The sequence below is a fragment of the Arthrobacter sp. TMP15 genome, assembly GCF_039529835.1.
GTDB lineage: Bacteria > Actinomycetota > Actinomycetes > Actinomycetales > Micrococcaceae > Specibacter.
The window spans coordinates 3041642-3060337 of the sequence record NZ_CP154262.1; the positions used below are offsets into that span (position 1 = coordinate 3041642).

14 protein-coding genes are annotated in these 18696 nt (G+C 59.3%); 5 read left to right on the forward strand and 9 right to left on the reverse strand.

Going from position 1 to position 18696, the window contains the following annotated elements:
• The first annotated feature begins 96 nt into the window (after positions 1 to 96).
• Positions 97 to 1374 (forward strand): APC family permease, encoded by a 1278-nt coding sequence (locus AAFM46_RS13670; protein WP_343318385.1) that lies wholly within the window; start codon positions 97 to 99, stop codon positions 1372 to 1374.
• 17 nt (positions 1375 to 1391) lie between these two features.
• Here AAFM46_RS13670 and tsaD read toward each other — a convergent pair whose 3' ends face one another.
• From tsaD to alr, 5 genes are all read right to left on the reverse strand, one after another.
• Positions 1392 to 2498, reverse strand: a complete 1107-nt coding sequence (gene tsaD, locus AAFM46_RS13675; RefSeq protein WP_283532196.1) for a tRNA (adenosine(37)-N6)-threonylcarbamoyltransferase complex transferase subunit TsaD — start codon at positions 2496 to 2498, stop codon at positions 1392 to 1394.
• Positions 2495 to 3007: a GNAT family N-acetyltransferase gene (locus AAFM46_RS13680; protein ID WP_343320452.1), complete on the reverse strand. Its 513-nt coding sequence runs from the start codon at positions 3005 to 3007 to the stop codon at positions 2495 to 2497. The genes tsaD and AAFM46_RS13680 overlap by 4 nt, the downstream gene beginning before the upstream one ends.
• A 98-nt stretch (positions 3008 to 3105) precedes the next feature.
• Positions 3106 to 3843 carry a tRNA (adenosine(37)-N6)-threonylcarbamoyltransferase complex dimerization subunit type 1 TsaB gene (gene tsaB, locus AAFM46_RS13685; protein ID WP_343318387.1) on the reverse strand — a complete coding sequence of 246 codons (738 nt, stop codon included), beginning with the start codon at positions 3841 to 3843 and terminating at the stop codon, positions 3106 to 3108.
• A gap of 10 nt (positions 3844 to 3853) precedes the next feature.
• The gene (gene tsaE, locus AAFM46_RS13690; RefSeq protein ID WP_343318389.1) at positions 3854 to 4453 is read right to left on the reverse strand and encodes a tRNA (adenosine(37)-N6)-threonylcarbamoyltransferase complex ATPase subunit type 1 TsaE; all 600 of its coding nucleotides are present in this window, start codon (positions 4451 to 4453) and stop codon (positions 3854 to 3856) included.
• Positions 4454 to 4455: 2 nt separating this feature from the next.
• A complete protein-coding gene (gene alr / locus AAFM46_RS13695) occupies positions 4456 to 5685 on the reverse strand; it encodes an alanine racemase (protein WP_343318390.1) in 1230 nt (409 codons plus the stop codon).
• A gap of 329 nt (positions 5686 to 6014) precedes the next feature.
• Here alr and AAFM46_RS13700 point away from each other — a divergent pair, with 329 nt between their 5' ends.
• Both AAFM46_RS13700 and AAFM46_RS13705 read left to right on the forward strand, forming a co-directional pair.
• The gene (locus tag AAFM46_RS13700; RefSeq protein WP_343318391.1) at positions 6015 to 7265 is read left to right on the forward strand and encodes a glycosyltransferase; all 1251 of its coding nucleotides are present in this window, start codon (positions 6015 to 6017) and stop codon (positions 7263 to 7265) included.
• A 323-nt stretch (positions 7266 to 7588) separates the two neighbouring features.
• Positions 7589 to 10765, forward strand: coding sequence for a S8 family peptidase (locus AAFM46_RS13705; protein ID WP_343318393.1), 3177 nt, complete (start codon positions 7589 to 7591; stop codon positions 10763 to 10765).
• A gap of 107 nt (positions 10766 to 10872) precedes the next feature.
• Here AAFM46_RS13705 and AAFM46_RS13710 read toward each other — a convergent pair whose 3' ends face one another.
• A complete protein-coding gene (locus tag AAFM46_RS13710) occupies positions 10873 to 11484 on the reverse strand; it encodes a serine protease inhibitor (RefSeq protein ID WP_343318395.1) in 612 nt (203 codons plus the stop codon).
• 189 nt (positions 11485 to 11673) lie between these two features.
• Between AAFM46_RS13710 and AAFM46_RS13715 the strand changes: the two genes are divergently transcribed.
• Together AAFM46_RS13715 and AAFM46_RS13720 are read left to right on the forward strand one after the other, a co-directional pair.
• Positions 11674 to 13344, forward strand: a complete 1671-nt coding sequence (locus AAFM46_RS13715; protein ID WP_343318397.1) for a glycoside hydrolase family 13 protein — start codon at positions 11674 to 11676, stop codon at positions 13342 to 13344.
• Between the two features lie 173 nt (positions 13345 to 13517).
• Positions 13518 to 14468, forward strand: a complete 951-nt coding sequence (locus tag AAFM46_RS13720; RefSeq protein WP_283532186.1) for a DUF559 domain-containing protein — start codon at positions 13518 to 13520, stop codon at positions 14466 to 14468.
• Between the two features lie 186 nt (positions 14469 to 14654).
• Here the strand turns inward: AAFM46_RS13720 and AAFM46_RS13725 are convergent, their stop codons facing one another.
• From AAFM46_RS13725 to AAFM46_RS13735, 3 genes are all read right to left on the reverse strand, one after another.
• Complete coding sequence (locus AAFM46_RS13725; RefSeq protein ID WP_283532185.1) at positions 14655 to 15734, reverse strand: inositol-3-phosphate synthase; 1080 nt, start codon at positions 15732 to 15734, stop codon at positions 14655 to 14657.
• A 233-nt stretch (positions 15735 to 15967) separates the two neighbouring features.
• Positions 15968 to 17005: an L-glyceraldehyde 3-phosphate reductase gene (mgrA, locus tag AAFM46_RS13730; RefSeq protein WP_283532184.1), complete on the reverse strand. Its 1038-nt coding sequence runs from the start codon at positions 17003 to 17005 to the stop codon at positions 15968 to 15970.
• A 119-nt stretch (positions 17006 to 17124) separates the two neighbouring features.
• Positions 17125 to 18696, reverse strand: a complete 1572-nt coding sequence (locus AAFM46_RS13735) for an NAD(P)H-hydrate epimerase (protein WP_343318399.1) — start codon at positions 18694 to 18696, stop codon at positions 17125 to 17127.

Consider the following 18696-nt stretch of genomic DNA (forward strand, 5'->3'; position numbering starts at 1 on the left):
GCCGGAGTGGGGCACACCCAACCTTGTTCATCCACAGTTCACTTGCTTCGGCTACGCTCAGGCGGGTAGATCGGCCATACGAAAGGTAGCTTGCAGATGAGCATCGCCCCGGCGTTGACCCGGCGACTAGGCACGTTCGACGCCGTTGTCATTGGTCTTGGTTCCATGATTGGCGCCGGCGTTTTCGCAGCCTTCACCCCGGCCGCCCAAGCCGCTGGCTCCGGCCTGCTCATAGGACTGGCGATCGCTGCCTGTGTTGCCTACGCCAACGCCACCTCATCCGCCCAACTGGCCGCTGCATACCCCACCTCCGGAGGCACGTACATCTATGGCCGAGAGCGGCTGGGACCGTGGCCAGGATTCCTGGCAGGCTGGGGATTCGTGGTGGGCAAAGTGGCCAGCAGTGCCGCCATGGCCATGACGTTTGCCGCTTACGCCGCGCCCGCGGGGTGGGAGCGGCCGGTGGCGATTGCCGCCGTCGCACTTCTCGTGGCGGTGAACTACAGAGGTGTGAGCCGCACGGCTGCCCTAGCCCGGATCATTGTTGGCGCCGTTCTTGCCGCACTGACCATTGCAATTGCCGCGGTATGGGCTGGTAGCGGCGGCCATCCCGGAGGTAGTAGCAACAGTAGCTTTCTGGGTTCCGGGCTGTTCTCGCACGGTTGGTACGGTATTTTGCAGTCCGCTGGACTTTTGTTCTTTGCCTTCGCCGGTTACGCCCGGATTGCCACGTTGGGTGAGGAAGTCAAAAATCCTCGGCGCACCATCCCGCGCGCCATCCTGTTGGCGCTGGCTATTGCGGGCGCCATCTACGCTGTTGTGGGTGTGAGCCTGCTTGTGGCATTGGGGCCCGACGGCGTTGCCTCCACAGCGGCGCCCCTGACCACCGCGGTGACGGCCGGCGGTTGGAGCTGGGCTGGACCGGTGGTCAAAGTAGGCGCCGCATTGGCCTCTTTAGGTGCGCTGCTGGCACTGGTGGCGGGTCTGGGCAGGACGTCGCTGGCCATGGCACGAGAAGGAGATTTTCCGCATTATTTTGCGGCTATTCACCCAAAATTTGCTGTGCCTCACAGGGCCGAGTTGGCGTTGGGCGCCGCAATCATTGTGATCATTATGTTCGCTGATCTGCGCGGCGCTATTGGCTTCTCTTCCTTTGGCGTCCTAGTTTATTATCTGGTGGCCAACATTTCTGCCTTCACCCAAAGCGGTGCAGATCGCCGCTACCCCAAGGTTTTGCAACTGCTGGGTGCGGCGGCGTGCGTGCTGCTCGTGGCCACCTTGCCGCTGGAGGCGGTGCTGGCCGGACTGGTGATGTTCGCGGTGGGGATTCTCTACCGCACAGTCAGGCTGCGCCGTCGTGCCTCCCGCAGCTGATGCACAGCTGAGAACATCTAGAGGCTGATGCACGTCACTGGCAGAGAGGAATCGGGTGCGAAGGAAAGCTCGCTGGGGCCCACACCACTCATGACTAGCTGCGCACCCAAGGCCGCCACCATGGCGCCATTGTCGGTGCACAGCGATAGCTTTGGGACCAGAAGCGTGATTCCCGCCGCCAAGCACCGCTGCCCGGCCAACTCCCGTAACCGGGTATTTGCCGCCACACCACCACCAAGTAACAAGGTGGTGATGCCCTGTTCCTTGCATGCCAGCACAGCCTTGGCCGTGATGACATCCAGCACAGCTTCCTGGAACGACGCCGCAATGTCAGCTACCGGGACGTCCTCACCACGAGCTTCGTAGCCTTCCACACAGCGTGCCACCGCGGTTTTCAGCCCTGAGAAGGAGAAGTCGTAGCGGTGTGGACCGGGAACCTCCGCAGTGCCCATGTACTTGGGCATCGTCAGCCCGCGCGGGAACCGCACAGCCTTGGCGTTGCCCTCTTTGGCCAGTCTGTCGATGGCCGGGCCGCCAGGGTAATTAAGCCCCAGCAGCCGGGCTACCTTGTCAAAGGCTTCACCGGCAGCATCATCAATCGTGGCACCAAGAAGTTCAACATCTGAGGCAATATTGCGTACCCGCAGGATCTCTGTGTGGCCGCCAGAGACCAGGAGGGCTCCCAAGTTTTCCGGTAGTTGAGAGTTTTCACAGCCGGCAGTTTCAGAGCCAGTTCCAAGGGGCTCAGCCAGCAAGCCCACACCAACGTGCGCCACCAAATGGTTGATTGCGTAGATCGGCTTGCCGGTGGCCAGCGCCAGTGCTTTGGCAGCGCTAACACCCACCATGAGCGCACCCGCTAGGCCCGGCCCGCTGGTGACGGCAATGGCGTCAACGTCCGCCATTGTGACCCCGGCACTCTCCAGTGCCTGCGTCAGGGTGGGCACAAACGCATCGAGGTGCGCCCGGGAGGCGATCTCGGGGATGACACCACCAAAGCGGACGTGCTCCGCCATGGATGAGGACACTGTGTTGGTCAACAGCTGGGTGCCGCGGACCAGCCCCACACCGGTTTCATCGCAGGAGGATTCAATGCCCAGGATCAATGGGTTGCTTTGATTCATGATGGATCCTTTGGGTCTGTTGCTGCCCAGTTATTGGTGGCAGCTTCTGCGCTCTCAACGGGCACGGTCAAGCGCATGATTAGCCCGTCTGAGCCGTCGCGGTAATATCTGCGCCGCGTATGAATATGTTCAAAACCGTAGCGCAGATACAGTCGCTGCGCCCGCGGATTGGTTGAGCTAACCTCCAGCATGACGTCGGCCGCGCCGCGCCGTCGCGCCTCATCGACGAGCTCATCCAACATTGCCCGGGCAATGCCCCGGCCCTCAAATTCGGTCAGCACTCCAATAGTTTGGATGTCCCCTATGGGCGGCACACACATGAGACCGGCATAGCCAGCTATCTGGGCATTCTGCCCCTGATGTTCGACGCCGGAGGGCACCTCCGCGATGATGTAACGCCGTGTTTCGGGTTGCCTGAGCTCACCAACAAACATGGATCGTGGCCACGAATCAACCCCAAAGAGGGTCTTATCCAAGGCGGTGATGAAGTCAACATCGTTGGCAACCATGTTACGCAGAACAGCCGGGACGTGCGCTCCCGAGTTACTCACGGCTGAGTCGAACTCATCAGGGTCATTCACGGCAGGATCGTTAGCGGCAGGATCACTCATGGCAGGGCCCGCTTCCGGGGTCCGGGCACCTTCGCATCAGATTCACGCAGATACAGCGGTGTTGAATCCAGCAGCCCTGCCGCCTCAAGCGAACCGGCAGCAGTAATTTTGCGGGCAGCGGCACGTCCCAGCTCCAATGCCGTTGGCTGGGTCTGAGCAAACAGCTCGAACACGGTGCAACGGTTGCCGGTGAGTACCTCTGCATAGAGACCAGCGCCGGCACCGAATACGTCAGCGGCAAAAATTTCGTTGGCCGGACCAACGTGGGGGCCATCCAGCAAGTGAGCTCCCGGACTGTACTTTGCCCAGTAGATTTCCTTGCGCCGGGCGTCCGTAGCCACCACAAAATCCCTGGTTGCCAGTGGCCCCACAGCTCGACCAGATCGGTAGGCAGGGGCATCAAAAACTTGGTGGGCCAGTGCATCCAGGCTCATCATGCCGTAGAGCGGAATCCCCCATGTGAAGCTGAGCGTGCGTGCCATAGCAATACCTGAACGCAGACCGGTGAAGGGCCCCGGCCCGGTACCCACCACAATGGCGTCAAGTGCCGGGCCTTCTGTGACAGGGTCAGTAAAAAGAGACTTAACCCCCGGCGCCAACACCTCAGCGTGGCTGCGTGTTTCAGTCGTGGCAAAATTTGCCACCACCTCGGCAGTCCGCACGGAGTCCCGTGGATCAAAGTCGAGAATGGTGGCACTGGCAGCAGCCGATGTATCAATGGTCAATATTCGCACGTAGTTGAGTCTATTCTGTTGTGTTCACAAGCTGGCCGAGCATGGAAAAATCGGTGCCTTCCCAGCGCGGCCCGATGGCGGTCAAGCGTAGGGTGCGGGGTTCCTCGTCATCCTCATCAGCATCAAAACTGTCCAAAAAATTAGCGGCTTCATCCGTGTTTTGGTGCACTGCGTGCGATGTGTGAAAAGTGGTGGGCACGCCACCGCCAACCGCCCTGATGAGTTCAATCTCTAACCGGCTACTGGCCAAATGCTCCACCCTGTCAGCGCCCCACTCCACCACTGTGACCGAGGTGTCCATGGTGTTTTCCAAGTCGATGTCATCAATTTCACCGGGTGTGCCCAGCCGGTAGGCGTCAACGTGGACCAAATCAGGACCGCCAGGATTAGCGCCCTGGGGCAGGTTTGGGTGGATGCGTACCAACACGAAGGTCGGTGAAATAACTCCCTCTCGCACACCGAGACTGCGGCCAAGGCCCTGCGTGAAAGTGGTCTTACCTGCACCGAGTTCCCCGGTCAAAATAATCAAGTCACCTGCGGCCAACAGCCCGGCCAGCTTCCCGGCCAGCTGCTGGGTTTGCTTGGCGGTGTCAGTAGCAAATTCCCACATTCTTAGTTGCCCCCATCGGTAGAAATGACAGCGCCCTCCACCGAGACCCCGCCCACATAGGTGCGCGGGACTCGCTGACTGATCCGGGTCACGATCTCATAGTTGATTGTTCCGGCAGCCGCCGCCCACTGCTCAACTAAAGGTCCGCCGTCGTTCCCGTTGCCAAACAGTACTGCCGTGGCACCCAACGCAGAACCGTCAATAGCGGCACCGCCAAACCCTTCGCGAGCTGTGGACCCTAGATCAATGACCATCTGGTCCATGGCGATACGCCCCACCACCGGGTACGTGATTCCATTGACGCGAACAGGCCCGCCCGTGGCGATGCGCGGCACACCATCGGCATAACCAAGGGGTACCAAGCCCAACGTGGTGGCCTCCGTTGTTTTATAGTTCAAACCGTAGGAGACACCTTGGTTGGCGCAAACATCCTTGCACAAGGCAATCTGAGACTGCAAGGTCATGGCCGGCACCAAGCCCAGCTGTGCGGAGGTTTGGTCTGCGAACGGGGAAAGACCGTAAATGCCAAGCCCCACCCGGACCATGTCAAAGTGTGTGTCTGGCCGGGAAAGAGTGGCGGGGGTGTTCGCGATATGGCGCACCGTCAACTGCGCACCGGCCTGTTCCGCAATGGCTACCGCCTCACGGAAACGTTCTAGCTGCTCGTCAGTTTCAGGGCGCTGGGGTTCATCGGCCACGGCCAAGTGGCTGAATACGCCAACCACCTTCAACAGTCCCTGGTTTTGGTACTCCACGGCGGTGGCAAGAAGTGCCGGCCAGTCGTTCCGGGAACAACCATTGCGGCCCAAACCCGTATCAATCTTCAGATGCACCCTGGCCGGATGTTCCAGGGCGCGGGCCGCGGCAGCAATGTGCTCAATTTCCCATCCGGAACAACCCAAATCGATATCATGCGCTACCGCAGCCGTGAAATCGGTTGCTGGTGTGTGTAACCAGGCAAGCACCGGCACCTCAACGCCTGCTGCGCGCAGGGCCAAGGCCTCGGAGACGTGCGCCGTTCCCAACCACTGCGCCCCGGCAGCCACTGCCGTGCGGGCCACTGGGACCATCCCGTGCCCGTAGGCGTCCGCTTTGACCACGGCCATCAGTTTGGCTGGGGCGGCGATGGAACGCAGGTGACGGATATTATTGGCGATCGCGGACAGGTCAATGATGGCTTGCCGTTCAAGACCGTAATTGGGTGCAGGAACCGGCGCAACGAGGGAGCTCACCTACCCATTTTAGGCCTCTTTTGTCTTCTTTTCTTTTCGTTGCCTTTCTGTGCTGCCACACTGGGTTGATTTGCATCGTTTCGCCTCGCTGAGGACTTTCTCCACGTGCCGGCCGCAATGTCGGAATAGGACGTTGCGTAGGGCACTTTTAAGCTCTTGCGCAGGGCTCGTTTAAAGCTGATTCAAGGCGGGCCGTCAGGGCCCGGTCCAGGAAGACGAGTATAGTATTTTCAGTCGCTGCACGAGCCGGCGTCTGCGTGCAACTGCTGTAATTTGCAATTGACAATTACTGTTAAACCGAACCAACCACGGGACGTCAGGAGGACTTTGTGCATCAGATCCGACGCGTGGCCATGCTTTCACTGCATACCTCCCCGCTTGAGCAACCAGGCGGCGGCGATGCGGGGGGCATGAACGTTTATGTTCGTCATTTGGCGCTGGAACTAGCCGCTACCGGCGTGGCCGTGGATATCTACACTCGACGCACAGCCGCCACGCAGCCAGACACCGTTGAGCTGGCTCCCCAAGTTTACGTTCACCACATCACAGCTGGCCCCTTTACAAAGGTGGCCAAAGAAGCTCTCCCAGAGCTCATCACGGAGATGGCCGACGCCGTTGCTGACCATGTGACTTCCCTCAGCGGGGAAGCCGTGCGTGTTATCCACTCCCACTATTGGGTTTCAGGGATGGCCGGGATTCTAGTGGCCAAGCGGCTGGATCTGCCACTCGTGCACACCATGCACACCATGGCCCGTGTGAAAAATGATCACCTTCAGCCCGGCCAGAGCGCTGAACCGGGAATCCGCGAAGATGGTGAGCAGCAGATCGTCGCAGCGGCTACACGTTTGATCGCGAATACCACAGCCGAGGCAGCCGAACTTGAAAGTCACTACGACGGCTGCGAGCAGCGGATCGATGTGGTTTCTCCTGGGGTCGATCTAAAGATTTTTAAGCCCGCCTTCCGGGACCGCTCCCGAATGAAGCTGCGCATTGCCCCCGAGCGCTTCCACATAGTATTTGCCGGACGCCTACAGCGACTCAAGGGCCCGCACGTCCTTGTCAAAGCGGCAACTATTTTGCGAACCGAACGTCCCGACATTGATCTTGAGCTTACTTTCCTTGGGGCCAGCAGCGGCAATGACAAATACGATCTCACCGCGATGATTGCCGACGCCGGTTTATCTGCCATCGCAACCGTGCACCCGCCAGTCGAGGCCGCCATCCTTGCCGATTGGTACCGCAGTGCCGATGTTGTCACAGTGCCTTCCTCCAGTGAGTCCTTTGGACTGGTTGCGTTGGAGGCCCAGGCTTGTGGCACACCTGTCATAGCCACCAGCGTTGGCGGCCTACCGCGAGCTGTCAGCGACGGGCGCACAGGACTATTGGTTGCCAATCGTTCAGCAAAATTGTGGGCCGAAGCCATCGCCTCTCTTCATGATTTCGGTGAGACACGGGCGGATATGGGCCGGGCGGCGTCGGTGTTTGCTGAAGCCTACGGCTGGGAAAAAACGGCAGCCCAAACAATCCTCAGCTATGACCTGGCCTTGAAATACCAGCACATTCCCGTACCCGGCTGCTGATTTCCGGACTCTTGTGCACTGGGCGCGGCTCTGGGGGTCCTGCTGCACTGGGCGCCGCTCTGACGAGTCCTGCTGCCCACTCCTGCTCTGCTCAGCCGCAGGTTGGGCCGCATTTGCGGCGATATCGCTACCCTTTTGACTAGTCTTTACCTTTTCTTGTGGTCTGGGCCACACTTTTTCTCCGCTAGTGGCTAACGTGTTTCTGGTGGTCGCACCGGCTGATCATGCACCCATTGTGAACTCGGGTCCCCTGCCGGCTGACCATGTTGCAACCGGCGGGCAACGACGCCCGGCGGAGATCCTGTTGAAAGGTTCACAGCCACATGAAACGAACGGGAAGAACTCTCTTTCGAAGCCCTGGACTACGGAAAGCCGTTGCCGTCTGCGCGGGCTTACCACTGCTTCTGGTCACAGTGGGCGCATTGCCAGCCTCGGCCAACCCGAGCGGGCAGAGCATAACCAGCCTTACCCAAGCAAACGTTGATCCACTGCTCTACCAAGCTGGCCGCTACATTGTGGTCCTGGCCGAGCAGCCCATCGCCATGTATGAAGGCGGTACGGCAGGATTGGCGCCCACCAAACCACAGGCTGGGCAAAAGCTCGATGCCACACGGCCAGAGGTGCAGCAATATCAAGCCCACCTTGAGAACAAGCAGGCCACGGTGGCCAAGACAGAAAACGTTAAAGTAAAGCGCACGTTTACTGCAGCGCTCAATGGTTTCTCCGCGGACCTTTCAGCGGAACAGGCTTTGGCACTTGCTAAGGATCCGGCCGTTCTGACTGTGGCTCCGGATACTGAGAATGCCCCCGACTACTCCAGCACTGACTTCCTGGGCCTTAGTGGCCCAGATGGAAGTTGGAACACCTCCTTTGGCGGCGTAGACAAAGCTGGCGAAGGCGTGGTTGTCGGTGTCATCGATACCGGTTACACACCCTCAAGCCCGTTCTTCGCAGGTGATGAGGTCAAGCCGTTGACAGGCGAGCCGCAAGTCGGTGTGCCCTACCGCACTGATGATGGCCAGATCGCCATGCTCAAGGCCAATGGTGATACGTTCACCGGCGAATGCCAGGTGGGCCAAGAAACGGGAGCCGATTTTGATGGCTCCGCGTGCAACTCCAAAGTACTCAGCGCGCACTACTTTGCCGATGATTTCATCAAATATGTGACACCTGAAAATCGCGCACCCCAAGAAGTGCTCTCCCCCGTTGACGTCGCCAGCCACGGTACGCACACGGCCAGCACCGCTGCAGGTAACGCCGACATCCGCGCCACCATTGGTGACCGCGACATGGGCATCACCGGCGGGGTGGCTCCGGGCGCCAAGCTGTCGGTGTACAAGATCTGCTGGGAGGACAATGATCCTGCCACTGGAGGCTGCTATTCATCCTCCGCTGTTGCGGCCATCAACCAGGCCATCCTGGACGGTGTTGACGTACTTAACTATTCCATTTCAGGAAGTACCACAACAACTACAGACCCCGTCTCACTGGCTTTTCTTTCTGCCACCTCAGCGGGGATCTTCGTTGCCGCGTCAGCCGGTAACTCGGGACCCACAGCAGGGACAGTCAACCATGGTGCCCCGTGGGTAACCACTGTTGCGGCATCCTCCTTCTCCTCCGAGCTCCAAGGCACGGCGGAGTTCTCTGACGGCACCAAATTCCGTGGTGCCAGCATGATGGCGCAGAGCTTGCCGGAGAGTCCAGTGACTCTAGCCGTTACGGCTGCCGCTGCTGGTGCAGCCAACCCTGAACTGTGCGGGCCCGACTCCTTGGACGGCGCCAAAGTTGCCGGCAAAGTTGTGGTCTGTGACCGTGGAGTGATTGACCGCACAGCTAAGAGTGCCGAAGTTAAGCGTGCCGGTGGCGTGGGAATGATCCTGGCCAACGTCACTGCTTCTTCTGAGGATGTGGATCTGCACGCAGTACCCACAGTCCATGTGAACCCACCTGCAACCCAGATCATCAAGGATAAGGTCATCGCAAACCCAGATATTCTGGTTGCTTTGGTGGACAAGGACACAACGGGTCTACCTGTTGAGCCGCAGCCTCAAATTGCTGGTTTCTCTTCCCGCGGGCCGTTGGGTGCCACGGGTTCAGATCTGCTCAAACCAGACGTTGCCGCCCCTGGCGTGGCCGTATTGGCCGGGGTTTCACCCATTGCTACCGGTGGCGCCCAGTTTGGCATGATGTCCGGAACCTCTATGGCCTCTCCTCATGTTGCCGGTTTCGCCGCATTGTTGATGGCCGTGAACCCGAGCTGGTCTCCTGCAACAGTGAAGTCCGCCATGATGACAACGGCCACTGACGTGGTCAATGCAGACGGCAGCAAGAACACTGACGTGTTTGCCACAGGCGCGGGCCAGACAGCCGTAGTCAAGGCGCTCACACCCGGACTGGCGTACGACGCCGGTGACACCGAATACTTGAAGTTCATTCAGGGAACCGGAATGGATCTGGGTATACCGGGGCTGGGCAGTACCGCGCCGCGCGACATGAACGTGGCATCCTTTGCCGTGGGTGCGCTGGCCGGAAAAGTTACTCTCACGCGCACAGTCACAGCCCTGAAACCGGGTCTGTACCGTGCCACGGCCAACGTGCCAGGCGTCAATGTCAAGGTCACACCCTCCATACTGAACTTCGCCGCAGCTGGCGATCAGCGCACTTTCAAGGTCACCTTTGAAAACGCCTCAGCAGCAATGGGCGCCTTTGCCATGGGCAGCGTATCCTGGCAGGGTGCCGGCGCTACCGTCACCTCGCCTGTTGCTGTACGCCCCATGCCCGTCCTTGTAGCTCCGGAGGTTGCTTTTACCTCCAAAAAGGGCAAAGGCAGTGGTGATATCCCGGTAATTTCAGGCACCAACTCACCGGTAAATATGACGTTGGATGGGCTGTCAAAGGCCGATTCAAGCGCCATTAAACTGGTTCCGGGTCCGCTCGTTGTGGGCACTGACAAGTCCAACTTCATGAAGGAAGTGACCGTTCCGGAGGGGACAAAGCTGGCGAAATTCCAAGTGATTTCTTCAGACCCCAACGCCGATTTTGACATGATCGTGTTCAACCCGGAAGGTGTCTTTAGCGACGTGCGGACTGGTTCCTCCAGTGAAACGCTCTCACTGACGAACCCCGCACCGGGAACTTACACCGTCCTGGCCAACCTGTATTCCAGCACCGGAGACGGCGCCGTTGCAGCAACAGTTGACGCAGCCGTGCTTGGCGCCAACGTCGGCAACGCCTCGGTGTCACCGAACCCGCTGGTACTGGCCAACGGCAAGTCCGGCAATGTGAAGTTGAGCTGGAAGGGACTGAAGCCTGGCTCTTACTTGGGCCGTGTTTCTTTCGGTGACACAGGCACCGAGACCTTTGTTTCCGTCATTGTTTCCCCCAAGGGCGCCGCAGTAGCCCCGCATAAGGAGGGCCCCCACAAGGGCAAGCCGATCAAGGACAAGAAGGCGCTGTCGTTGTTCCCTGACACCGCGCCCGTAACGGATCTAAAGCAGTAGGTTCCTTCCGCACACCCGGATCCACCGCACGACGGCGGCCATCCAGCAAGTCTGGATGGCCGCCGTCGTGCGGTGCCCACCTGCCGGGCCAATACAAACGCGAGCCCTTAGATGGCTCCCGTGCCACCCGCTAGCGCACCGAACAGGGGAGCCAGTGCCGCCCAACTGGCGATCTCACAGCCGTCGGTGCGCTTGAAGGTGGCATTCACTTTCTTACCGTGAAACCAGCCGGTCACTACAGCAATTTCCGGGCCACCGTACTGCTGTGTGCAGGCGCGTGTTGGGTCCGGGACAGGGAAAAACAATTTCTCACCTTGTGCTTCCACTGCGGCGAGCGCGGCCGTGGAGTCCGGCAAGGTGGAATCGGCAGCAGGGGTGGGACCGTTGGCCACGAGGCGGAAATGGCGCGGGGCCGCCCCGGGAGCTTCAGTGAGAGCAATGGACAGATCAACGTCACCCGCCGCTATGGAACTACCCGTGGCACTGGAACTACCCGGCGCGGACGGCTCAGCGCTCGTAGCAGGCGTGCCCGTGGCCGGCGCAGTGCCAGTGGGGGCTTTGCCGGGCTGCCCCTGCGGGGCCTGTTGGGCGCACCCCGCTATCATTGCTAGGGCTGTGATGAGTAGGGCCACAACGGCAAGCCGTGAATAACCGGGTACCTTAGGGGTCTTACACTTCCGCGTCTCGATCTTTCGCGTCAGATGCTGCTGTTTGGACATGACGACCGCTTCCATGAGTTTCTGCCATGCTAACGCACGCACCTGTTGATCTACTGGCAACCAGCCAGTTCATACTGATGTCACAACCGGCTTTGCTTCACGCCTCTGGGCTATGGCACCGTTACTCTTGATCTACCTGTTCGCCCAGCGCTGGGAAATATCCGGCGGCATGAGAGGATCCAACAAATTATGTCTCGCATTTCCTCAGATCCCACGTGGTGGCGCCAAGCCGCCGTCTACCAGATCTACCCGCGCAGCTTTGCCGACTCCGACGGCGACGGAATCGGTGATCTGCCCGGTGTCACCTCGCGTATGGCTTACCTCTCGGCACTGGGTATCGATGCCATATGGCTCAGCCCGTTCTACCCCTCAGCACTTGCCGACGGCGGGTACGACGTCGATGACTACCGAAACGTTGACCCGCGTCTGGGGACTTTGGCGGATTTCGATGACATGGTGACAGCGGCGCACACTGCCGGTATCAAGATCATTGTTGACGTGGTGCCTAACCACTCCTCCAACCGGCACGAATGGTTCCAAGCTGCTTTAGCTTCCGCCCCGGGTTCCCCCGAGCGCGCCCGGTACCACTTCTTCGACGGTTTGGGTGAGAATGGCGAGCTTCCACCGTCCGATTGGCCCTCCCACTTTGGCGGTCCGGCATGGACTCGCATAGTGGAAACTGCCGGTCCCAATGCCGGGTCACTGGGCCAGTGGTACCTGCACTTGTTCGCCACCGAACAACCCGATTTTAATTGGGATCATCCCGAAGTACGCGAGGATTTCCATACCACGCTGCGCTTCTGGTCGGACCGCGGCGTTGACGGTTTCCGCATCGATGTGGCGCACGCACTGGTCAAGGACATGTCCCTTCCGCTACGTTCCAAGCCGCTGTTGGAGATCTTGGTGGATGACGGTACCGATCCCATCTTTGACCGTGATGAGGTGCATGAGGTCTTCGCGGGTTGGCGTTCGGTGCTCAACGAATACGATCCGCCCAAGGCTGCCGTTGCTGAAGCGTGGGTACCGTTTACCGAGCGGCGTCTGAAGTACGCCCAACCCTCCGGTCTGGGACAGGCTTTCAACTTTGATTTGCTGCAGGCGCCTTTTGCTGCCGTGAAATTCCGTACCATAGCGCAGAGATGTCTGCTGGAGGCTGAAGCTTCCGGAGCATCCTCGACCTGGGTTTTTTCAAACCACGATGTGGTTCGTCACCCTTCACGCTACGCACTGCCCGACGGGAGCACTCATGCCGATCTTGAGGCGTGGCTGCTGGCCGACGGCGCGTCCCCAGAATTGGATTCTGCGCGGGGTTTGCGCCGGGCCAGGGCTGCAACGTTGTTCATGCTGGGCCTGCCGGGCTCGGCCTACCTGTACCAGGGTGAGGAGCTGGGCCTCTTTGAAGTGGCTGATCTGCCGGCTTCTTCGTTGCAGGACCCCACGTGGTTCCGCACCTTAAACACTGTCAAGGGTCGCGACGGCTGCCGGGTACCACTGCCATGGTCCGATTCGGAAGACAACTTTGGTTTTGGTGGCGGCCCGTGGCTTCCGCAACCGGACTGGTTCGCTGACTTTGCTGCCTCGGTGCAGGACGGTACCGCAGGTTCCACCCTTGAGATGTATCGCAGTGCCCTGAAAATACGCCGCGAATTGCAATCTGAAGAGTCCCTGGAATGGCTCAGTGAACCGGCAGCCGCGGTGGTGCACTACCGCCGCCCGAATGGTTGGGAGGTTATAACCAACTTTGGTGACGCACCCGCGGAGCTGCCTTTCGGTGTTGACCATTCCCAGGTGGTCCTGAGCTCCGGTGAACTACATGTGGGCAGCATAGGAGCAGAAACAACGCTGTGGGTCGCCCCCTAGTACCGACGCTCGCTCACTCCACGTCGGGTTTCAGCGGACGCTCGCTCACTCCACGTCGGGTTTCAGCGGACGCTCGCTCACTCGCCGTCGCTCCATAAGCGACGGCGAGTAGGTGGTCCCCCTGCTGTGGATAACTTCAGGCGCCCGCGCCGTATGTGAGCCACACTTGTTCCATGAACTCCAACGATGCGTTCAGTGTCCCATCGGTTCCGTTCACCCGCGCTGAAGCCATGACGCAAGGACTTTCGGCGGGTCAGCTCAGGAATACGCACATCACAAACGTGGGCCGTGGCCTGTACCGGCCGAAGGACTGGGATTTTGAGCTCAGCAGCGCAGCTCGTGCCCTGTGCGTGGTGACTCCGGAGGCCTGGATCTCGCACACCACAGCTGCAAGGTTGCATGAAATGGTTCTTCCACCGTGGTGTTCGGGCTCTGATCAGCTGCATTTGAGTAAGCCTAGAAAACTGCCCGGAGCGCGTCGCAAAGGAATCATCGGTCATACCGTGGTTGCTTTTCCCGGTGAAGTGGAGACTCATGGAGATCTGCGAATCAGCGGTAGGGCCCGTACGTGGCTTGATCTTGCGCACATCCTAAACCTTGACGATCTGGTGTGCACCGGGGATCAGCTGATTCGCATTCCGCGGCCGGAGTTTGAGGATCGGGAGACTCCCTACTCCACTCTTGTGGCGCTTCGGGAGTTAGTGGGCCGGCACAGGAATTTACAGGGCGTAGTTCGTGCGCGGGCAGCCCTTGAACTGATGCGTGTGGGAGCTGATTCGGCTCCCGAAACACTCCTTCGTTTGGCCATGCTCGACGCCGGACTGCCGGAGCCTGATCTGCAAGTCACCCTCTGGCCACGGCCAGGGGCACCTTGTGCAGACGCTGGCTACCGAAGTCGGCGCATAGCCCTCCAATACGATGGAGTTCATCACCTGGATGAGCTACAGCGGCAAAGTGATAGACGCCGGGATAAAGCATTCGAAGCCGCTGGCTGGACGGTCTTAGTATTCACTCAGGCAGATTTGGCAGATAGCTTTCAAGATGCCGTCCGCGTGATCAAGAACGTGTTGCGGCATGCCAAGGTAGATCCCAGGGTTTCCTCCGGGTTCGCTACAGGTAGCTAAAATCGTCCCAAACCACACAGCCTAAAGCAGAACCCTCCCTCAGCAATTAACTGCTCCCCGAAAGTTGGATTGAATATTTCAGTCCAACTTTCGGGGAGCAGTTCAGTGAAGGAGCGTTCTGCTTTTTACGACGTGGAGTGAGCGAGCGTCACAATAAACACGACGTGGAGTGAGCGAGCGTCGGGGTTAGAGGTCGCCCCGGATAAATGCTTCAACCTTCTCGTGGGCGATGTCGTCCGCGTACTGCTCCGGCGGGGACTTCATGAAATAGCTCGAGGCTGAGAGGATGGGGCCACCAATGCCGCGGTCAAGGGCGATTTTTGCCGCACGGATGGCGTCAATGATCACTCCAGCTGAGTTGGGTGAATCCCATACTTCAAGCTTGTATTCCAGCGACACCGGAGCGTCGCCAAAGTTGCGGCCTTCCAGACGGACAAAAGCCCACTTCCTGTCATCAAGCCAGGCAACGTAGTCAGAGGGCCCGATGTGGACGTCGTCCTCGCTCAGCACTGCTGAGGTGTTGGAGGTGACGGCCTGAGTTTTGGAGATCTTCTTGGATTCAAGTCGCTCACGCTCAAGCATGTTCTTGAAGTCCATGTTTCCACCAACGTTAAGCTGGTAGGTCCGGTCAAGAACCACACCGCGGTCTTCAAAAAGTTTGGCCATGACACGGTGCGTGATGGTGGCACCGATCTGGCTCTTAATGTCATCTCCCACAATCGGAACGCCGGCGGCAGTGAACTTATCAGCCCACTCTTTGGTGCCTGCGATGAAAACGGGCAGGGCGTTGACGAAGCCTACACCGGCGTCGATGGCGCACTGGGCATAGAATTTCGCTGCGGCATCTGAGCCAACCGGTAGGTAGCAAACCATGACGTCAACATTGGCTGCCTTCAGTGTTGCCACAACGTCAACCGGATCGGCGTCAGATTCAACAATGGTCTCGCGGTAGTACTTGCCAAGACCGTCAAGGGTGGTGCCGCGAAGCACCGGAACTCCCAAGTTGGGGACGTCGGCCAGCTTGATGGTGTTGTTCTCGCTGGCGCCAATGGCATCCGAGAGATCCAGCCCAACCTTCTTGCTATCAACATCGAATGCTGCAACAAACTGCACATCATTGACGTGGTATTGGCCAAAATTAACATGCATCAGGCCAGGAACCTTGACGCTGGGATCAGCATCTTGGTAGTACTGGACTCCCTGCACCAAAGATGAGGCACAGTTTCCCACGCCTACGACGGCAACCCGAATAGGATGATTGGACACGGAACTCCTTCATAAAAACTCACACGGGTCCGGCTCTCACTTTGCGGTGATGGGTCGACGCACGCCTTTACGTTTTACGTAGAGACACGACGCACGGCTGTTCGACCGGACCTGGCGCCCCAACGGCGCCCTTAACCATTCTTGTCAACTGACCCTGTTCCGAATTTATTCCTCCGGCGCAGGAAAATCTCTTGCTTTTATCAAAGACCGTTGTTACTCATGTGGGCCCCCAACTACTTCTGTGCCCACTTGTTTATCCCAGATTCGACGGCGTACTCATCGATGGAGCGCAGCTCGGCTTCACTAAATTCCAGGTTTCTGATAGCGGCAACGTTGTTTTCCAGCTGCGCAACGCTCGAGGCGCCCACCAAAGCTGAGGCGACGGGGCTCGCATTGCTTTGTTCCCGAAGGATCCATGCAATGGCCATCTGCGCCAAGGACTGTCCACGGGTGGATGCCAGCTCGTTGAGAGCTCGCACACGCCCCATCTTTTCCTCGGTGAGGTCATTTTCGTGCAGGAAGCGTTCCTTCGCCGCCCGCGAATCTGCCGGCACACCATTGAGGTAGCGGTCGGTCAACATGCCCTGCGCCAACGGTGAGAACGCTATGGAACCTGCCCCCACGGCGTCGAGCGTCTGGAAAAGGTTTGGTTCCCCTTCCTCAGTCCAGCGGTTCAGCATGGAGTATGAGGGCTGGTGAATGAGCAGCGGCGTACCCATTTCTTTGAGAATCCGGGCGGCTTCAAGCGTCTGAGCTGGCGTGTATGAGGAGATGCCCGCATACAAGGCCTTACCGGAGCGCACTGCGTGGTCCAGAGCACCCATGGTTTCCTCCATGGGCGTCTCCGGATCGGGCCGGTGGCTGTAAAAAATGTCCACATAGTCAAGACCCATGCGGGTGAGCGAATCGTCAAGACTGTTCAGGAGGTTCTTGCGTGAGCCCCACTCACCGTAGGGACCGGGCCACATGTAGTAACCGGCCTTGGTGGAAATGACGAGTTCGTTGCGGTGTGAACGGAAGTCGTCCTTGTAATGGCGGCCAAAGTTAGTTTCCGCTGAGCCGTCAGGCGGGCCGTAGTTGTTGGCCAAGTCAAAGTGTGTGACGCCCAAATCAAAGGCTCGACGAAGGATGGCCCGCTGCACTTCGAACGGCTTGTCATCACCAAAGTTGTGCCACAGCCCTAGCGAGATGGCGGGCAATTTCAGCCCGCTGCGGCCAACTCTGCGGTAAGGCATGGTTTCATAACGGTTTTCTGCGGCGTGAAAGGTCATAGTTACTATCTTGCCACTGATTTGTTGTGACCTGCGTCCCGCTTCCGCCATACCGCCGCAGCTAAGATACACCAACTCCGGATGCAGGCGCGGCATCACGTTGATTACTGCACAGTTGATTACTGCACAGGCGAGCAGAGGCGTCCCCACACCGCTGGAATTCTCGTTGCAAGCATCCCTGCATTCAGGGGCTCTAGTTGTTGCCCTCGCGCAGACGCTTCGACACCCAAACCAGTTCCTACGCAAGCAAGGTCTGCGCGGGCCACCTCCAAGGAGGCCAGTTCACCGTGCAGCGCGGCTGCCAGCGCAGCAGTCCGGGCCAATTCACCTATTCCGGCTCCCATGGCTAGCAGGGCAACAAGGATCCCTGCCAGCGTATCGCCGCTTCCAGCCGTTGCTAGCCGCGGTGTGCCGTTGGACTGCGTAAAAACTTTCCCGTCAGGTTGGGCCACAACCGTCGTTGGCCCTTTCAATAGCACAACAGCGCCAAACATCACCGCCGCCCTACGTGCCGCGGCCAAGGGTGCCGCCTCAATGGCACTTCGTTTCAGAGCAACACCGTGTCGAGCAAGGAGGGTTGCAAGTTCACCCGCGTGCGGGGTCAGCACTAGATGGGAGTTTTCATCACCATGGGCAGGCTTCACAAGCTCCAACGCCGCAGCATCAACCACCACGGGGATACCGCTCTCACCGCCGGCCAGTATGGCCTCAGATGCCCGCTCAAGCTGCGCCGGATCCCCATCAATACCTGATCCGGCAAGCCATGCCTGCACACGCACGTTCCGTGGGGACTCCTGCGAACATACGGCTTCAGGATTGCGTACATGCAGTGCCGCTGCCACGTGTTCAGGCCCAAGGTAGCGCACCATTCCGGGCCCGCACGCTGACGCGGCGGCCACAGCCAACAGAGCCGCCCCTGGGTACTGCACGGATCCGGCCACTATGCCTGCAACACCTCGGGTATATTTTTGATCAGCTCGCGCTGGGCGCGGTAGCAATGCAGCCAAGTCGCTAAGCACAAGTCTGAACAAGTCAGCTTCGTAGAGGTGCTCCTGGAGGCCCAAATCAATCAGGACGAGTGTTCCGCAGGCTTGCTCCCCGGGGGAGGCCAGCAGCCCTGTCTTGTGGGCACCAAAGGTGATGGTGCGATCCGCCCGCAGCACTGGGGCGAATACTTCCCCCGTGGTTGCGTCCACTCCACTGGGCAGATCGCATGCCACAACTAAGGGCCTGTTTTGGGCCGCAAGTTTGTTTAACTCCGCAACCACTCCTGCCGCCGGCTCCCGGAGCCCGCCCCGTCCACCTGTGCCGAGCAGGCCGTCAATAATGACGTCGGAAGCTTTAGCTTCAGGGAGGAAGTCCGCCACCACGCGAACACAGAAACCGCCAGCCTGCTCAAAAGCAGCCAACGCTTCAGGGTGGGTGTGAGCATCGGTTAGCAACGCCGTCGTCCGCGCTCCACGGGCCGCTAAATAAGCGCCAGCGTAAAGAGCATCCCCGCCATTGTTACCGGAACCAATCAAGAGCGCCGCCTTGGCTCCGTACACACCTTGGCCGCGGTCACGCAGACTCGCAACTACTCCCATGGCGAGCCCATGCGCCGCCTTTCGCATAAGTTCGGGGCCACGCCCGGCAGCCAAAAGCGGCTGTTCGGCGGCACGAACAGCCGCAGCTGTGTAGGCGCTGAGCAT